At 59.6% G+C, this 13,919-nt stretch carries 14 protein-coding genes; 8 read left to right on the top strand and 6 right to left on the bottom strand.

The genetic code is table 11. From position 1 onward, the window contains the following. Positions 1-36 precede the first annotated feature (36 nt). Positions 37-192, bottom strand: coding sequence for a DUF1127 domain-containing protein (locus ACTJKM_RS21965; RefSeq protein WP_082640967.1), 156 nt, complete (start codon positions 190-192; stop codon positions 37-39). An 89-nt stretch (positions 193-281) separates the two neighbouring features. Next, the gene (locus ACTJKM_RS21960; RefSeq protein ID WP_082640969.1) at positions 282-818 is read right to left on the bottom strand and encodes a YkgB family protein; all 537 of its coding nucleotides are present in this window, start codon (positions 816-818) and stop codon (positions 282-284) included. Between the two features lie 271 nt (positions 819-1,089). Here ACTJKM_RS21960 and ACTJKM_RS21955 point away from each other — a divergent pair, with 271 nt between their 5' ends. Further along, positions 1,090-1,728 carry a TetR/AcrR family transcriptional regulator gene (locus ACTJKM_RS21955; RefSeq protein ID WP_440660882.1) on the top strand — a complete coding sequence of 213 codons (639 nt, stop codon included), beginning with the start codon at positions 1,090-1,092 and terminating at the stop codon, positions 1,726-1,728. Positions 1,729-1,774: 46 nt separating this feature from the next. Continuing rightward, positions 1,775-2,683, top strand: a complete 909-nt coding sequence (locus ACTJKM_RS21950) for a LysR substrate-binding domain-containing protein (protein WP_440660881.1) — start codon at positions 1,775-1,777, stop codon at positions 2,681-2,683. Here ACTJKM_RS21950 and ACTJKM_RS21945 read toward each other — a convergent pair. Next, positions 2,680-3,636 (bottom strand): alpha/beta fold hydrolase, encoded by a 957-nt coding sequence (locus tag ACTJKM_RS21945; protein WP_440637923.1) that lies wholly within the window; start codon positions 3,634-3,636, stop codon positions 2,680-2,682. The two genes, ACTJKM_RS21950 and ACTJKM_RS21945, sit on opposite strands and share 4 nt — an antisense overlap. 345 nt (positions 3,637-3,981) lie before the next feature. On the opposite strand from ACTJKM_RS21945, the gene ACTJKM_RS21940 reads away from it, so the two are divergent. The 3 genes from ACTJKM_RS21940 to ACTJKM_RS21930 all read left to right on the top strand — a co-directional run bounded on the left by ACTJKM_RS21940 (position 3,982) and on the right by ACTJKM_RS21930 (position 7,497). Then, on the top strand, positions 3,982-4,422 hold the full coding sequence (locus tag ACTJKM_RS21940) for a VOC family protein (RefSeq protein WP_058328498.1): 441 nt from the start codon (positions 3,982-3,984) through the stop codon (positions 4,420-4,422). A 101-nt stretch (positions 4,423-4,523) separates the two neighbouring features. Beyond that, the gene (locus ACTJKM_RS21935) at positions 4,524-5,846 is read left to right on the top strand and encodes an epoxide hydrolase family protein (RefSeq protein ID WP_113511740.1); all 1,323 of its coding nucleotides are present in this window, start codon (positions 4,524-4,526) and stop codon (positions 5,844-5,846) included. Between the two features lie 553 nt (positions 5,847-6,399). After that, positions 6,400-7,497, top strand: a complete 1,098-nt coding sequence (locus ACTJKM_RS21930; RefSeq protein ID WP_440660879.1) for a DUF475 domain-containing protein — start codon at positions 6,400-6,402, stop codon at positions 7,495-7,497. Positions 7,498-7,760: 263 nt separating this feature from the next. On the opposite strand, the gene ACTJKM_RS21925 is transcribed toward ACTJKM_RS21930, so the two are convergent. Then, positions 7,761-8,093 carry a GSU2403 family nucleotidyltransferase fold protein gene (locus ACTJKM_RS21925; protein ID WP_440660921.1) on the bottom strand — a complete coding sequence of 111 codons (333 nt, stop codon included), beginning with the start codon at positions 8,091-8,093 and terminating at the stop codon, positions 7,761-7,763. Between the two features lie 769 nt (positions 8,094-8,862). On the opposite strand from ACTJKM_RS21925, the gene ACTJKM_RS21920 reads away from it, so the two are divergent. Together ACTJKM_RS21920 and ACTJKM_RS21915 are read left to right on the top strand one after the other, a co-directional pair. Further along, entirely contained in the window at positions 8,863-8,997 is a 135-nt protein-coding gene (locus tag ACTJKM_RS21920) for a hypothetical protein (RefSeq protein ID WP_336409524.1), read from the top strand. 265 nt (positions 8,998-9,262) lie between these two features. Then, positions 9,263-10,180, top strand: coding sequence for an ArdC family protein (locus ACTJKM_RS21915; protein ID WP_440660877.1), 918 nt, complete (start codon positions 9,263-9,265; stop codon positions 10,178-10,180). Positions 10,181-10,642: 462 nt separating this feature from the next. Here ACTJKM_RS21915 and ACTJKM_RS21910 read toward each other — a convergent pair whose 3' ends face one another. Both ACTJKM_RS21910 and ACTJKM_RS21905 read right to left on the bottom strand, forming a co-directional pair. Then, a complete protein-coding gene (locus ACTJKM_RS21910) occupies positions 10,643-11,833 on the bottom strand; it encodes a DUF1173 domain-containing protein (protein ID WP_440660876.1) in 1,191 nt (396 codons plus the stop codon). A gap of 328 nt (positions 11,834-12,161) precedes the next feature. Next, positions 12,162-12,401, bottom strand: coding sequence for an antitoxin (locus ACTJKM_RS21905; protein ID WP_440660875.1), 240 nt, complete (start codon positions 12,399-12,401; stop codon positions 12,162-12,164). A gap of 1,094 nt (positions 12,402-13,495) precedes the next feature. Here ACTJKM_RS21905 and ACTJKM_RS21900 point away from each other — a divergent pair. After that, positions 13,496-13,819: a DUF736 domain-containing protein gene (locus ACTJKM_RS21900; RefSeq protein ID WP_058323403.1), complete on the top strand. Its 324-nt coding sequence runs from the start codon at positions 13,496-13,498 to the stop codon at positions 13,817-13,819. The last annotated feature ends 100 nt before the right edge of the window (positions 13,820-13,919 follow it).

Here is a 13,919-nt window from a genome sequence, read left to right as displayed (position 1 = left end):
AATACTTTGTTGCACCGGCCCCGCGTCGTGGCTTGGTCACTGGTTGAACTGCCGGCGGGCGATATCGTCGATTTCGAAGCGGTAGATGCCGATGTCATCCAGTTGCTGATCGCTGTAACGGCCTAGTTCCAGAGCGGTCTGGCGGTAGCGTTGGTGAGCGCGGATTCTCGACAAAAGATAGTGCATGATCATGAGACGTTCCTTTGTTCAGCCGGCCACATCGCCGGAGAGACGTAGATTGCAGTGGAGGAGGCGGACCGTTGGGTCGCGCAATTCGTCAATCAGGCGCGTGTCGCACGGAGCGCCGCGAACGAGTCGACGGCGATCCAGACGGAGAGGGCGAAGAGCCCGACATCCTTGAGCAGGAACTGCCCGGGAGCGACCGAGATCGCTGGAAAGCCGAGCTCAGATACAAACACGCCGGGTGTCGTCGCCATGAAGCTCACGGTCGTTGCGAAAAGCCCAGCCGAGAGCAGGCCGCCGATGAGCGAGTAGATCGGCTTTATGATCCGGGCCACGATGAGGGCGGCAATGCTTAGCTCGAGGATGCCGAGAAGGTTTGAGAAGCCTTCAACGCTGAAGAGCGAATAGGTCCAACTCAGCAAGGGATTGTTGCTGACCAGGCCGACCAGACCCTCCGCTTCGTAACGGGTGAATTTCATGCCGCCGAACCAGCCGTAGATCACGGCGAGCGCGCCATAAAGGCCAGCCGCAGTGACGGCCTGGCCGTGGCTATCGATCACGTCGAGCGCGGAGGCGGCGGAACGAATGTGGACACGCGGACGCGCCGCGCTGTGGTGTGCGAGATCACGAGGCATTGTCTTCTCCTGGTTGGCGGCGTCGGGCCATTCTCCCGATTGGCCTTGCTAAACGATACAGCTCTGTATCGATGTATGCTTAAATATACCGATCTGTATCGTTTGGCAATCCTGCTTTTTGGGAATTTGTTGTGGCGTTACCCCAGAAATACTGCTTGGAGGCCTGTGGCGTGCCTTTGGGAGCGGCACTTGGGAGGCCGGCGCGCGTGGCTTGCATTTCTCGTCGAGCGCGATAGAATGATACAAATCTGTTTTGTTTTAAGGAGTGAATATGCGCCGCTCAGAGATCCGGGGTCATCTGCTCGATACCGCTTTGCGCCTGTTCAACCTGCACGGCTACCACGCGACCGGCATCGATTTCCTCATCGCCGAGGCGGGAGTGGCCAAGACGACGCTCTATCGGCATTTTGAAACCAAAGAGGATCTTATCCTGGCCGCACTTGAGCGGCGTGACGAACAATCCCGCGCCGAGATGCGCATCTTTGTCGAGCAGCGCACGAACGATCCATATGAGCGTCTTCTCGCGACCTTCGATTTCCTCGAAGCTTCGGTCCGGGACAAGCAGTTCCGCGGCTGCATTTTCATGAGCGCGGCGGGGGAGCACAAGGAGGCCGTCGATCCGGTGTTCCGCGCCGCTTTGATGCACAAACGTCTGGTCCTTGCCTATTTCGAGGAGCTCGCGCATGCGGCCCGGTTCGCGGAACCGAAACGCATTGCCGACACGATCAACCTCTTGCACGAGGGGGCGACGGCCATTGCGCAAATGACGCGAACAGGCGAGCCGGTTCGGCAGAGCAAACGCATGGCGGTCAGCCTGCTCGCGCAGGAGATGCGCGCTTCTTCGGAACCATTGGCCAGGACCGAGGGTGGAGAAGAGCGAGCTACGGCTTCGAACGCAGCCAGAGCATAGGATCATAATATCGTAAGCAACACCGGAAGCGCCTGCGGGGGACACGATGGATCGTCTCGAAGCAATGAAAATTTTGCTGGCAGTTGTTGATGCCGGCAGTATTTCTGCAGGGAGCAGGAAGCTGAATGCCCCGTTGCCCAGCGTTAGCCGCAAGGTTGCCGAACTCGAACGGCACCTGGGTGCGAGTCTTATCGTGCGCACCAGCCGCAATCTTCAGCTCACCGATGCCGGCCGGGAATATGTCGAGGCGGCCCGAAAGATCATGGCCGACCTCGAGGAAGCCGAGCGTCGGGCGTCCGGCGAGTACCAGACGCCTCGCGGCACCTTGACAATCACCATGCCGGTCGAGTTCGGCGCCCGCTATGTAATGCCGATCGCACTCGGCTACATGGAGGAGTATCCGGAGGTGTCGCTCAACCTGCTCTCGCTCGACAGGACGGTGCACCTGGTAGAAGAACAGGTCGACATAGCCATCCGGTTGGGCGACCTCGCCGACAGCTCTCTCTACGCGGTCAAGGCCGGTGAGTTCCGCCTGCTGACTTGCGCCAGCCCCGCATATCTGCAGCGTCGGGGCGTGCCCGAGCATCCGAGCGACCTCGCAGACCATGACGGAATATTCTTCAACAAGCGGAGTTTCTTCTGGACCTTCGATGTCGCCGGGCAACAACTGGAGTCGGTCCCCCGCAACCGTCTCGAGTTGAACACTGCGGCAAATTGCGTGGCAGCGGCGGTCGGCGGAGCCGGCATAGCCCGTTTGTTCGATTATCAAATCCCGGACGAGTTGGGCTCGGGCGCCCTCGTGCCGGTTTTGGAGCCTTTCGACCAAAGGCCCCGACCCATCCATATTGTCTATTCCCACCAAGGTCAGCTGACGCTGAAGGTACGGTCCTTCGTCGACTGGGCGCTACCTCGCCTGCGCGCTGTCTGCAAAAGGGGCGAGGTATCGCAGGCCTAGTCTGCGAAGGCGGCCCGCACCTCTTCAACAGTCCGGGCCGGATCCTGAAGATGCGGGAAGTGGCCGATACCTGCCAGAAGCCCGAACTCCGAATTGGTACGCTCGGCAAACTCCCTGCCCATCTCCGCCTTGATGTAGATATCCCGGTCGCCCCAGATCACTTTCACTGGAGTCTTGAGCTTGTGAAGATTGGCCTCGAGATAGTCCTCGTCGCGCGTGAAATGGGAGTAATAGAAGGCGAAGGCGTCGGCGCTTGTTACGCCGTAGCGTGCCCAAGAATCCTTCATGTCCGCCTGCACCTCGGGCGCCAATTCGTACTGGGTCTCCGGCGCTAGGCCACGGCGGTGCACGTTTTGCAGGATCTCCTCGCTGGTCTTGTTCATGTAAGCCCGCGTCGGCGTCGCCGTCGGCTCTGCCTTGAGGTTCTGCAGGCTCTCATACATGTATTGCGGCCTGTTGAACGGGGCGAAATCGCCCACGATGATCTTCCTTGCCACGGTTGGTTCGTCGAGGGCCAACAGCAGTGCGGGAAGGCCGCCGATATCCGACGCGTAGATGACCAAATTCGATCGGTCGACGCCCGTCTTCTCGATATAGGCCCTGAGAACCTTGGCGTAATCCCTCGGCGAATAGGAGAACTGTGGCGCCGAGGGGCGCGAAGACTGGCCGTAACCAGGCCAGTCGAAAGCATGCACCTCGTAGTCCTTGCCCAATGTTTCCGCGATCTCCTTCCAGACGGTCAGTGTTTCCGGGAAGCCGTGCAGGAAGAGAACCGTGCCGGTGGCGGAGGTTGGGCCGGTAACCATGCGCCGCAGCGTGATAGTCTCGTCGATCTTGATGAAGTCGATCTTCGGCCCGGTCACGGAAATGGCGGCGCCGGCGTGCGCTGATGCAGCCGACGCCATTGCCATGGAAGCGGTGATGGCGAAATTCTTGAGCGATGGCATGACCATGTCAGGCGTCCTTCTGGTCTGTCTGATCCTGCTGAGAAGATCCGATATCCTAATGGTCGTGGGCAGATGGTGTTTGTGAGAGGGACCCTCTTGAACTGAGCAAAGGCCGCCGGCGGCATGATGCCTGCTCCAATGCCCGTTCCTGCGGTGCCGCGACCTCCGCCCGCTCCCAGCCGACCCGGTCGAAGCACGCGCCTGCGTGAGAGGATGGCTCTCAATTCCGCGGGGTGCCGGCTGCCCGGCCCCGTTCTTAGATTTCTGTTCATTCGCGGATCGTCGGTTTTCGACAGCGATCCCAAGCGAACCAGCGAGACGAAAATCGCTCGCCTAAACAGGAAGATCAGAATGAACGATATGACGCCCTCTTCGCAAAATGCGGTTGCGGAAAAAGCCAGAGCGCTGCCCGGCCACTCGACGGTCGGCACGAACGATCTCGACGCTGCCGTTGCCTACTATGATAAATTCCTCGCCGTCTTCGGTATCGGACGCGTGCTCGTTCAGCCGGGACGTGCCGTCTACTACGGGCACCGTACCCTCGAGTTCGGCGTGCTCAAGCCCTTCAATGGCGAGACGGCCATTGCTGGCAATGGTACGATGATCGCCTTCGAGGCCCGATCGCGGGCGCAGGTGGACCTCGCTTATGCGACGGCGCTCGAAGCGGGCGGCTCGGACGAAGGCGCTCCCGGTCCGAGAGGCCCTGATGGCGGTGACCCTTACTGTGCCTATTTTCGCGATCCGGAAGGAAACAAGTTCCTGATCTACCGCACAGGCCCCGACGAGGCCTGACAAATTTGCGTAGTCCGGGGCCTCGCCGCCATCGGTGAGGCTCCGTCATAGCGTCAAAATCTGTCCGACGACGATTGTGAGTGTTCAAAAGGATTTCTTAAATGGACTTGGAAAACAAGGCTGCGAAGCGCCAGGTGACGCGGCGCTCGTTTCTGCTTTCAGGCGCTGCGATCGGAGTAGCGGCAGCGGTGCTACCGACGACCGGCGTTGCCGCCAACGTCGCGAAAGCGCCGATCAGCAACGACGATATCCGCCCCTTCAAGGCCGACATTCCCGAGACCGCCCTCGCGGATCTGAGACGCCGTCTCACGGCGACGCGCTGGCCGGACAGTGCGACCGTCAAGGATCGCTCCCAGGGCGTCGAGCAGCAGACGCTCCAGGACCTCGTGGCATACTGGCAGTCCGGCTACGATTGGCGCACAGCGGAACGAAAGCTTAACGCGTTTCCTCAGTTCCTGACCAACATCGACGGGCTGGATATTCATTTCATCCACGTGCGCTCGCGCCATGAGAATGCACTTCCGCTGATCATGACCCATGGCTGGCCGGGCTCGGTCTTTGAGCTGCTGGACGTCATCGCCCCGCTGACCGACCCGACCGCTCATGGCGGCAAGATTGAGGACGCATTCCATCTTGTCATTCCCTCTATCCCCGGCTTCGGCTTTTCGCAGAAACCAACCTCGACCGGTTGGGACGCACAGCGGATCGCCATGGTCTGGGACACGCTGATGAAACGGCTCGGCTACAACCGCTATGTCTCGCAAGGCGGTGACTGGGGCGCCATCATCAGCGACGCCCTCGGGCGTCAGGCTCCGGAAGGGCTGCTCGGTATCCACGTCAACCGGATCGAGCGCGCGACGACATTCCCAACCGACGCCGCTCAAGCGCTGAAGAGCGGAGGGCCGGCTCCCGACAACTTGTCGGCCGAAGAGAGGCAAGTTTTCGACGAGGCTCGCGACTTCCTCAACAACGGCTTTGGCTACGCTTCGATCCTCAGCACGCGTCCGGAGACGGTTGGCTACGGGCTTGCGGATTCTCCGGTCGGTCTGGCGGCCTGGCTCTACGACAAGATCGCAGATTGGGTGTTCACACGAGGTCACCCGGAACAGGCTTTGAGCCGGGACGATATCCTGGACAACATCACATTGTACTGGCTGACGAACACCGGTCCGTCGAGCGGACGCATCTACTGGGAGAACCTCAAGGCTGGAGTAAAGCTCACCGCGGCCAAAGTTCCTGTCGCCGTAACCGTGTTTCCGGGGGAGGTCTATCGGCCGCCAAGAAAATGGCTGTCAAAAGCCTATCCGAAGCTCGTCTACTATAATCACGCCTCGAAGGGCGGGCACTTTGCTGCCTGGGAGGAGCCGGAACTCTTCGCCGAAGAGATCAGGGCAGGCTTCAAGGCGATGCGTTTTCGGAACTAAGTTCGTCTCCAAGCATGGCGGACAACGAATTGGCCAGGGATTGGCGGCGGCGACCACCGGTTGGCAATCCTGACGGCGATTGATTGATTGATGCCCGTCTCATTGGTCAAGCTCCGGGATATGGCCGGCGAGGTGCGATGACGCCTGGCCATTCGCGGTGAGTATCGTCGCGCACAATTCGTCAAATTACGATCTCCACAAGGCCGCGATCGCGAGAGTCGTTTGCGTCGGACCGAAACACGGCGCATTTGCGTGAACGACTTCCTAAAGCGAGAAGCGCCCTCTTGACGTTCCACTGGACGCTGCTAATTAGGAAGTGGTCCCGCCCTTAAGACATCGGACGCGGGATGAACACTGGTGCCGGGCCCCTCTGGCGAGAGTTTTTACGGCGCTCTCGTGATGTCGGTACCGCCAGCAAATTAGCCGGCGGATTAGCTCCAATGAAAACTGATCTCATGCCTCACGCATGTGCCCCTTCGGCCGTGCGCATTTCCGTTTTGAAACCACATTTCTTCACCGAATCCGGCGTCGTTCGCGCGAAGGAGGCCCGTCGATGACACAGCCTCAATCGCATACAAGCGCTCTCGGCTATTTCAAATGGGCCTTCATTGCCACGGCGGTGGGCCTGGTGCTCGGCGCCTGGCTCGGTTGGCAATCGACCGGAACCATCGGCGGTATGGCCTCGGTCTTCTTCATCTGCACCGTGCTCGCGGTGCTCGAGATCTCGCTGTCCTTCGACAACGCGATCGTAAATGCCAACAAGCTCAAGGACATGACGCCCGCGTGGCAGCATCGCTTCCTGACCTGGGGCATCATCATTGCCGTCTTCGGCATGCGTATCGTCTTCCCGCTGCTGATCGTCGTCATTGCGGCGAAGATCGGACCGATCGAAGCGATCGTTTTGGCGGCCAGCAAGCCTGAGGAATACGCGCGTATCATGAACGACGCGCACCTGCCGATCGCAGCCTTCGGCGGCACCTTCCTGATGATGGTGGGGCTGACTTACTTCTTTGACCATGAAAAGGACGTGCACTGGATCAAATGGGTCGAGAGCAAGATGGCCAGGTTTGCGACCATCAAGGGCATCGAAATCGCCTTCGTTCTCGCCCTTATTCTTGGCTTTTCGACGCTGCTCGAACCGGCAGAGGTCCACACGTTTGTCTATTCGGCGATTTACGGCCTGTTGACGTTCCTCGTGGTTGAGGTGGTCGGCGGTTTGCTCGATGCTTCACAACAAACCATGAGTGCGGCGGCAAAAGGCGGCTTTGGCGCCTTCCTTTACCTCGAAGTCCTCGATGCCAGCTTCTCGTTTGACGGCGTCATCGGCGCCTTCGCCCTGACGCAGAACCTCTTCGTCATTGCGATTGGCCTCGGCATCGGCGCCATGTATGTCCGTTCGATGACGATTATGCTGGTTGAGAAGGGAACGCTCAACGAATACCGCTACCTGGAACACGGTGCGTTTTACGCGATCCTGATCCTTTCGGTCGTCATGTACTTCCAGACGCTCGTCCACATTCCGGAAGTGATCACCGGTCTTGGTGGCGCGGCGCTCATCGGCATCTCGCTCTGGTCTTCGATCCGGTACAACAAGCGCGAACGCGAAATGGAACAGATGGAAACCCGGGATTCGCAGCAGCTGCGAGCCTGATAAGATCTTTGGATGTGACAACGAGCCCGGCGGACATGTCCGCCGGTGCTGTTCGACACATACTTTTGAACTTTCGCCATCAAAATTAAGCAGAATCTACTCAAGGTTTAAAGCCTTGAGTAGATTGAGATTTAGACAAAATACCAGATTATCCATTAAGAAAGCTACGATTGGAAACGTTTCGCATCAGACCAGATCAAAGGTTTCTGCTGCGTCAATGCCAGATGCGCGGATTTTTGTGACTTTGATCGTAGCGCACGATGCTACCTCCAGCGGGGTGTTGGTGACCCGATATAGTTCACCTTCCACGACTCATAGAAAGGTTGGAGTTCTACTGGAATCGCCTTCTCGAATTCTTCATCCATCGAAATATGCGGCATTGTCGCCTTTGTTGCCGACAAGACTGCCATGCCTTGCCTGCGGTCCTTCGGCTTTTTCCGTGGGTCGCGCTTCACTTGCGCCGACATCCAAAGTTTTTGCAAGCCGAAGTACCGAGGATCGGGTACTACCAAACGAGCAGGAGTCCCATCACGGGCAACGACAACATGGCTCAGATACGTTCCTAACAGCAGCCACTCCTGTTCCTCTAGCGGCAACGGGCTGGGCAAGATTCTGTGAGCTTCCGAGCACTGGCTTGCCGACGCTCATTGATCTCGGTTTTGGATGACGTGTAGTTCGCCATGGCAGCCTCTGTCTCGTGCGACCTCGGGCCTAAGCTCTTGGCATTACCGATGCGGTCTAAGACCTGATAGAGGTACTCCTTACCCGATCTTTCCGCCCATTTCATTCCATATGGGAGTGCTGTCGCAGCACGTTCGGCTGCCATCCAGGTATCATAGTGTTGTTCGATATTGATCAGAACACGCTGCTGCTCATCTGAATACGGGGATGTGTACTCAACCACCGGAATTTGTCCTGCATTTCATCATGTACCATATCTTGCAGGACAAACTGAATTGTTTCAATAGCATAATTTACATATACACCAGCATTGGTTGAATATGCTTGCTCTTTTGGTATCGTTCGATGCAATCAGCCCTTGTTGCCGTTGCAACGCGAAGCCGCCGCAGCGACGATGAACGCAAGTGCCGGCTGATTGCTCCCCAGATAGAGGGCGGAGCATGAGCGCGCTCGGCGCAAAGAGCGAGGCGGCGATGGCACGGCTGCTCGATGGCCGCCCCGAGCGCACAGATGACGCGCTCACCGTCTCCAACCTGGCGTACGAAGCCGCCGTCAGCCGGGCGACGGCGAATCGTGCGGTCGGTCTTCTCGCCGAGTTCCGGACTGCCGAATCCTGCCGACGGCGATCATTACTCAAAGCCCTCAAGGAGCGCCCGTCCGCGCGCTCAAGCCGAGCTTCGAGCCATGCGCGGCACCGAGATCGCCGAATTGCCCGGCCTCGTCTACACGCCCGCCCCGTACAGCCAGGTGCTGACGCTGCAGGACGCCGGCCGGAATGCCGTCATCGAGAGGGTCTGCGGCACTGGCCCATTCCGGTAACGCCGGGGTTCTCCCCCTGAAGCGCGCCACGAGACGACGCTGGCTGAGAGGCGCGCATCATCCCGGCCGTTTTCTTCCGCGCGCCGATCATGGTCGGCGCCTCCTTAAGCGCGCCCGTCGGGACATGGCTCGGGTGTGGCAGACGCTGCCAGCCCATCAACCCTGTTCCGCACCAGCACCGAGAACAGGGTATGACGGGCAGGCTTCCCGCGTCTGCCCCTGCCGCCTCGCCCTCGACGGAGAGGGCGAGCTGAAGGAGGCACCCATGACCACAGATCGCAGACGCCAAACACCCATCGATATCTACGAGCGCGTCACCAACCAGATTATCGCTGCCATCGAGGCCGGCGCCGGCAACTACCGAATGCCCTGGCATCACGACGGATCGGCCATCACCACGCCCGTCAATATCGCCTCAACCAAGACCTACCGCGGCATCAACATTCTCTCACTTTGGGCTGCGGCGCACGCGGCAGGCTACCCCACCGGCATCTGGGGCACCTACCGCCAATGGCAGGCGCTCGGCGCCCAGGTTCGCAAGGGCGAGCACGGCCACCTTGTCGTGTTCTGGAAGGCTAGCGATCGCGACAGAGCGGATGACCAAGACGGAGATCGCGAAAGTGAAGAGCCCGCCCGCCGCATGTTCGCTCGCGGCTATTCGGTTTTTAACTGCGCCCAAGTTGACGGCTACACACCGGCCGTGATGCCGGTGTTGGCCGAGGCTGAGCGGATCGATCGGGCCGAACGGTTCTGCGCGGCTCTCGGCATCGAAATCCGCCACGGCGGCTCGCAGGCCTATTACCGCCCGGCTACGGACCAGGTGCAGATGCCAAGATTCGCGTGCTTCCGCGACGCGGTCGCCTACTACGCCGTGCTGCTCCATGAATGCGGCCATGCTTCTGGCGCCAGCCACCGCCTCGGCCGCGATCTCTCCGGACGCTTCGGCACGGCTGCCTATGCGATGGAGGAATGCACGGTCGAGCTCTTGAGTGCGATGATTTGCGCCGACTTGGGCCTCAGCGTCGAGCCGCGGCCCGACCACGCGCGCTACATTGCCTCGTGGGTTGACGTGATGAATTCCGACAAGCGCGCAATCTTCACTGCCGCCAGCAAAGCCCAGGAGATCGCCGATTGGATGCATGCACAACAGGCCCAGCAGGATGAGGCCCGGGGCGCCGCATAGGCGTCCCTTTCAAGAAGAACAGCCAAGGATCATCACCTTGCGGGCGAAAAATTGCGAGGTGATGCTTGGGAGCGCTGACCGCGGCGGCAGGGAAGCAGTTTTCGAATTGCCGGTTGCTGCGGCAATCGGCGGCCATTTGAATTTTGTGAAGTAAGGACGTCCGGCAAAGCGAGCTATGTTGGCTCGCCGCATGACGGCACCTCTGCCGCCTGGCACCCCTTTGGCGGAAAAGAAGTTGCCGAGGATGCAATGGGCTGTGGCGCCGTGCGCTTTCTCTGTCCGTTGAATCCGCATCCATAGTTTGACTGAGATCGATTTCGACCAGATTGAGCGGCGCTACCGGGAGAGGCTGTGCCTGTTCGTGAACTTTACGAAACGAACGCCTTCATTTGCTGCTTCCTTCACCATCTAACGAGCTTGCTCTGAGCAAAGACAATAACCATCCCTCCTGCACTCTGGCGATCACGGCAATTTCGGCATGTCCCCCTCGGCGATGCACCAAATCCAAGGTGTCATCTCTGGTCTCGCCTTGATCATTTCCGCCAATGCCCGCTGGTAGTCCCCACTTGCACCGGCCGGGATGATGAACATCGCGACCGGGGAGGGCCGCTCTTCCGGCAAGGTGACCGACACGATTGGTTGCTCCTGTGGGAGATTGAAGCGTAGCCCTTTGACGGACTTGCGTCGCAGCGCACCCAGTCTCTCCAGAAGATGACGTTCGTGGACGTTTTCGAATGGGATCCAGTTCTCGTTCACCACCATCATCGCGAGTTCTGCGACGGCAGCGACCCCGGATGCCGAAACCCCAAATGTCGCAATCATAACGAGATGCAGCTCATCGTTCGAACGCCATAACTCCAATTCCGTTTCGTATTTGGCGTTGAGTCGCTTCCATGCTTCGTGTTCAAGCATGAGTGGAAAGGGCAGATGCCGCAACGTGATCCGATGCCCCACGCGTGCGGGTATGAACTCCTTCACTTCCGCCACTGCGATCATCAGTTTGCGCGGTCCTGACCCGGACGCTTGCGCACCGGCAAGTGCGGTCGCTCGGCGCGCGGCAATTGCTTCCTTGTCCTCCTGACGGAAAGTCTCCGGCACAAACAGCATATCGCTGAGCTGACCGCCACGAGTCGTCATTTGCGACGCGGCGTTCATGAGGCTCGTGCGGACCCGACCCCAGCCGCGCTTTCCGGCCCAGGAGGAACGCCATTCAGTCAATTCACCCATTTCCCACAGGTAGTGCAACATTGCGCGCAACGATAGCTTCTGTGGCTCATTGCGAATGGCGCGCTCTGACGGATCCGCCGATTGAGATGCCGCCGCTCGCGGACCTTTCTTCGTCATCGAAAAATCTATCTTCAAGATTGCCCGGCCGTTCGCATCAACCTGGATGGCATTGCCGATTAAAGGACCGAGGCCGGACAACTCGTAAGGGGGGGCGTAGGAGGGGCAAGCCGGGTCGTGATCGCGCCCGGACAGCGGCATGCGTTTGACGAAATGCTGCCCCTCAAGTTGCGCGATATACATCGGAACCGGCGGTTCCTTGCACTGACAATGCGGCCGGAGCCCATGTTCGTAAGCACGTGGAAGAATAGCCTGGAATTCGTTCGATTCCTCTTCGAACGACCTGTCGCCGATCAGAAACCGTCGCACATTGCATCTCCGCCGCCCATCCAAGGGGCCTGTAAGGGTCGGTGACGATGTAGCACGGATCTGTCGTGTAGACTATCGGAAATACGATAGTATAAAGCGGACCCCGCGCGGCAGCGGTGGAAGAAGATGTTCTTCTGCGAAAACACGCGTCCGAAGATGTCGGCGGACGCGCTCGGCTACGAGCGCTTCCCGGGAATCATGTCGGACAGAAAAGATCCGAATACGCTAAAGCCAAGCGGTGCGTGGGCTGCATCTGTCACAAGCGCAGTGAACCGACAACAGCACAGCGTGTTGCCGACGTCACGGGTTGTCACCTCGTTGTTAGCGCTCAACCTTGACGACGATGGCGCGGTTGCTCGAGCCCGCTCTCCATGAAGTCTTCACTCATGCCGCGGGCCAGCGCTGCCATCAGCGACGACCACGGCTCGCCCGCCTCAACATGCGGGCGGAGAATGAGAGCATCGCCCTCTTGCGCGATCTCTACGCGTTCGACGTTGAAGCGGAATTCCTTCGGCAGGCGGACGGCCTGCGATTTTCCGGAATGGAATACCCGCGCAAGATGGGGCATGGTCGCCTCCGCTATGTATCTACAGAGGCGTATATACGGCGCGTTGACCCTCAGTCCAGGAAGGACGGGTCACTCGCATCCGGCGATCTGCCCGAGCGAGCACTGTTTCGCCGGCGAGCCGGCTGCACGAAGCCTGCACCCAGTCTTCGCGCCTTGACGACATGACGATCCCTCGCGTTCGGTGAGTTCTCGCGGGCAGGAACTTCACTGCTCGGCGTTATAGCCCTCGCCGTTCGCAGCCGATCGCCGCGGCGAACAGTTCATTGTGTTCTTCCGGCGGAGATACCATGGCCGCGTCGAGGATCTCCTTCGGCTCGCATTCGCTCGCAATGCTCGCAACTCATCAGCACGAACCGGGATTTCCCATGCCGCGCTGGGCTCGAAAGCGTTGCAGCTCCAGAAGCGTGACGCCCTCGGCGATCAGGCAGGTCGGCGACCCCGGATATCGTCAAGCGATGCCAGCCCCGATTGCGCAGGACCGACTAATCGGAGCAGACGGGTATTGTCGGGGGACTGTGCTCGTACCAAGACCGGACGGCGGGCAAGATTGTCGAAAATCGACTTGGTCGATCTCGGCGGGGCCTAGCGTCTCGAGATATTGCAGTACGGCTTTCTGGCAATATGGTCCACCGCGGTCGTCTCAACGTGCATCCGAGAGATGTGGCGGCAGTCGACGCTCCTTGCTGCTTTCGATTGGCAGAGATGGGCGAGGGGGGCAGCGCAAGCCGATGTGATGTGCCCACGTTGCAATGTACCGGCGGCCTTAAGAGGTGCCGGACCGGGTGGCCTGAACGGTCTGTCGCCGGCTTCGGTTGCAACAAGCCATTCCCGTTTCTATATCGCCCTTTAGTCGACCGCCTGCTTTCGCGGTCAACCCCTGAAGGGGTACGTCTCGCACGAAAATTCAGCAAAGTTCGATTTAGGTTCTTCATGCGGGCTTCTTGCACTTCTTCCGGCAAGCGGGACGAAGCGCGCCCGCCTTTTTGCGGAAAATAGAATCTTCGCAGAATTTTCGTGCGAGATGACCGCAGCAGATCGGCCGTCTCTTCGCGCGTCATCGGGAATGGTCCCGAGCAACCGAAGGAGACAATACCATGGCAACCACGATCGCAGCTCTGACGCAGAAGACCGATGGCACTCTCGAGGGTGTCTTCGCCACGATCCGGGTCAACGCCCCTATCGCCATCATCCCCAACGCCAACAAGGCAAGCGAAGAAGCCCCCGACTACCGCGTCATCCACCGCAAGACCGGCTTTGAAATCGGCGCGGCCTGGAACCGTGTCGCCCGCCAGACCGGAGAGGAGTACCTCTCGGTGAAGCTGGAGGCTCCGGAGATCGGGGTGATCTTCGGCAACCTTGCGCAGGCGCCGGGCGGTGATCCGAATCGCAAGGTGATCCTCTGGAATAATCCGAACTGATCCGCCCAAGCCGGTCCCGACCAATCGGGACCGGCGCCCTGAATGCGTTCGGCCCAAGCGGACTGTACATGGTCGATAGGACCCGGTGCGGGCATCGAGC

The sequence above is a fragment of the Ensifer sp. 22460 genome (genome assembly GCF_052044935.1).
Classification (GTDB): domain Bacteria; phylum Pseudomonadota; class Alphaproteobacteria; order Rhizobiales; family Rhizobiaceae; genus Ensifer.
Note: the sequence above shows the minus strand (reverse complement) of the source record. Positions and strands in the feature narration are given on the sequence as shown.

Coding starts and splice junctions, on each gene's coding strand:
- ACTJKM_RS21930 (WP_440660879.1), top strand. CDS start 6,400: ATGACACAGCCTCAATCGCATACAAGCGCTCTCGGCTATTTCAAATGG.
- ACTJKM_RS21905 (WP_440660875.1), bottom strand. CDS start 12,401: ATGCCCCATCTTGCGCGGGTATTCCATTCCGGAAAATCGCAGGCCGTC.
- ACTJKM_RS21920 (WP_336409524.1), top strand. CDS start 8,863: ATGCGCGGCACCGAGATCGCCGAATTGCCCGGCCTCGTCTACACGCCC.
- ACTJKM_RS21935 (WP_113511740.1), top strand. CDS start 4,524: ATGGACTTGGAAAACAAGGCTGCGAAGCGCCAGGTGACGCGGCGCTCG.
- ACTJKM_RS21965 (WP_082640967.1), bottom strand. CDS start 192: ATGATCATGCACTATCTTTTGTCGAGAATCCGCGCTCACCAACGCTAC.
- ACTJKM_RS21945 (WP_440637923.1), bottom strand. CDS start 3,636: ATGGTCATGCCATCGCTCAAGAATTTCGCCATCACCGCTTCCATGGCA.
- ACTJKM_RS21915 (WP_440660877.1), top strand. CDS start 9,263: ATGACCACAGATCGCAGACGCCAAACACCCATCGATATCTACGAGCGC.
- ACTJKM_RS21900 (WP_058323403.1), top strand. CDS start 13,496: ATGGCAACCACGATCGCAGCTCTGACGCAGAAGACCGATGGCACTCTC.
- ACTJKM_RS21960 (WP_082640969.1), bottom strand. CDS start 818: ATGCCTCGTGATCTCGCACACCACAGCGCGGCGCGTCCGCGTGTCCAC.
- ACTJKM_RS21940 (WP_058328498.1), top strand. CDS start 3,982: ATGAACGATATGACGCCCTCTTCGCAAAATGCGGTTGCGGAAAAAGCC.
- ACTJKM_RS21955 (WP_440660882.1), top strand. CDS start 1,090: ATGCGCCGCTCAGAGATCCGGGGTCATCTGCTCGATACCGCTTTGCGC.
- ACTJKM_RS21950 (WP_440660881.1), top strand. CDS start 1,775: ATGGATCGTCTCGAAGCAATGAAAATTTTGCTGGCAGTTGTTGATGCC.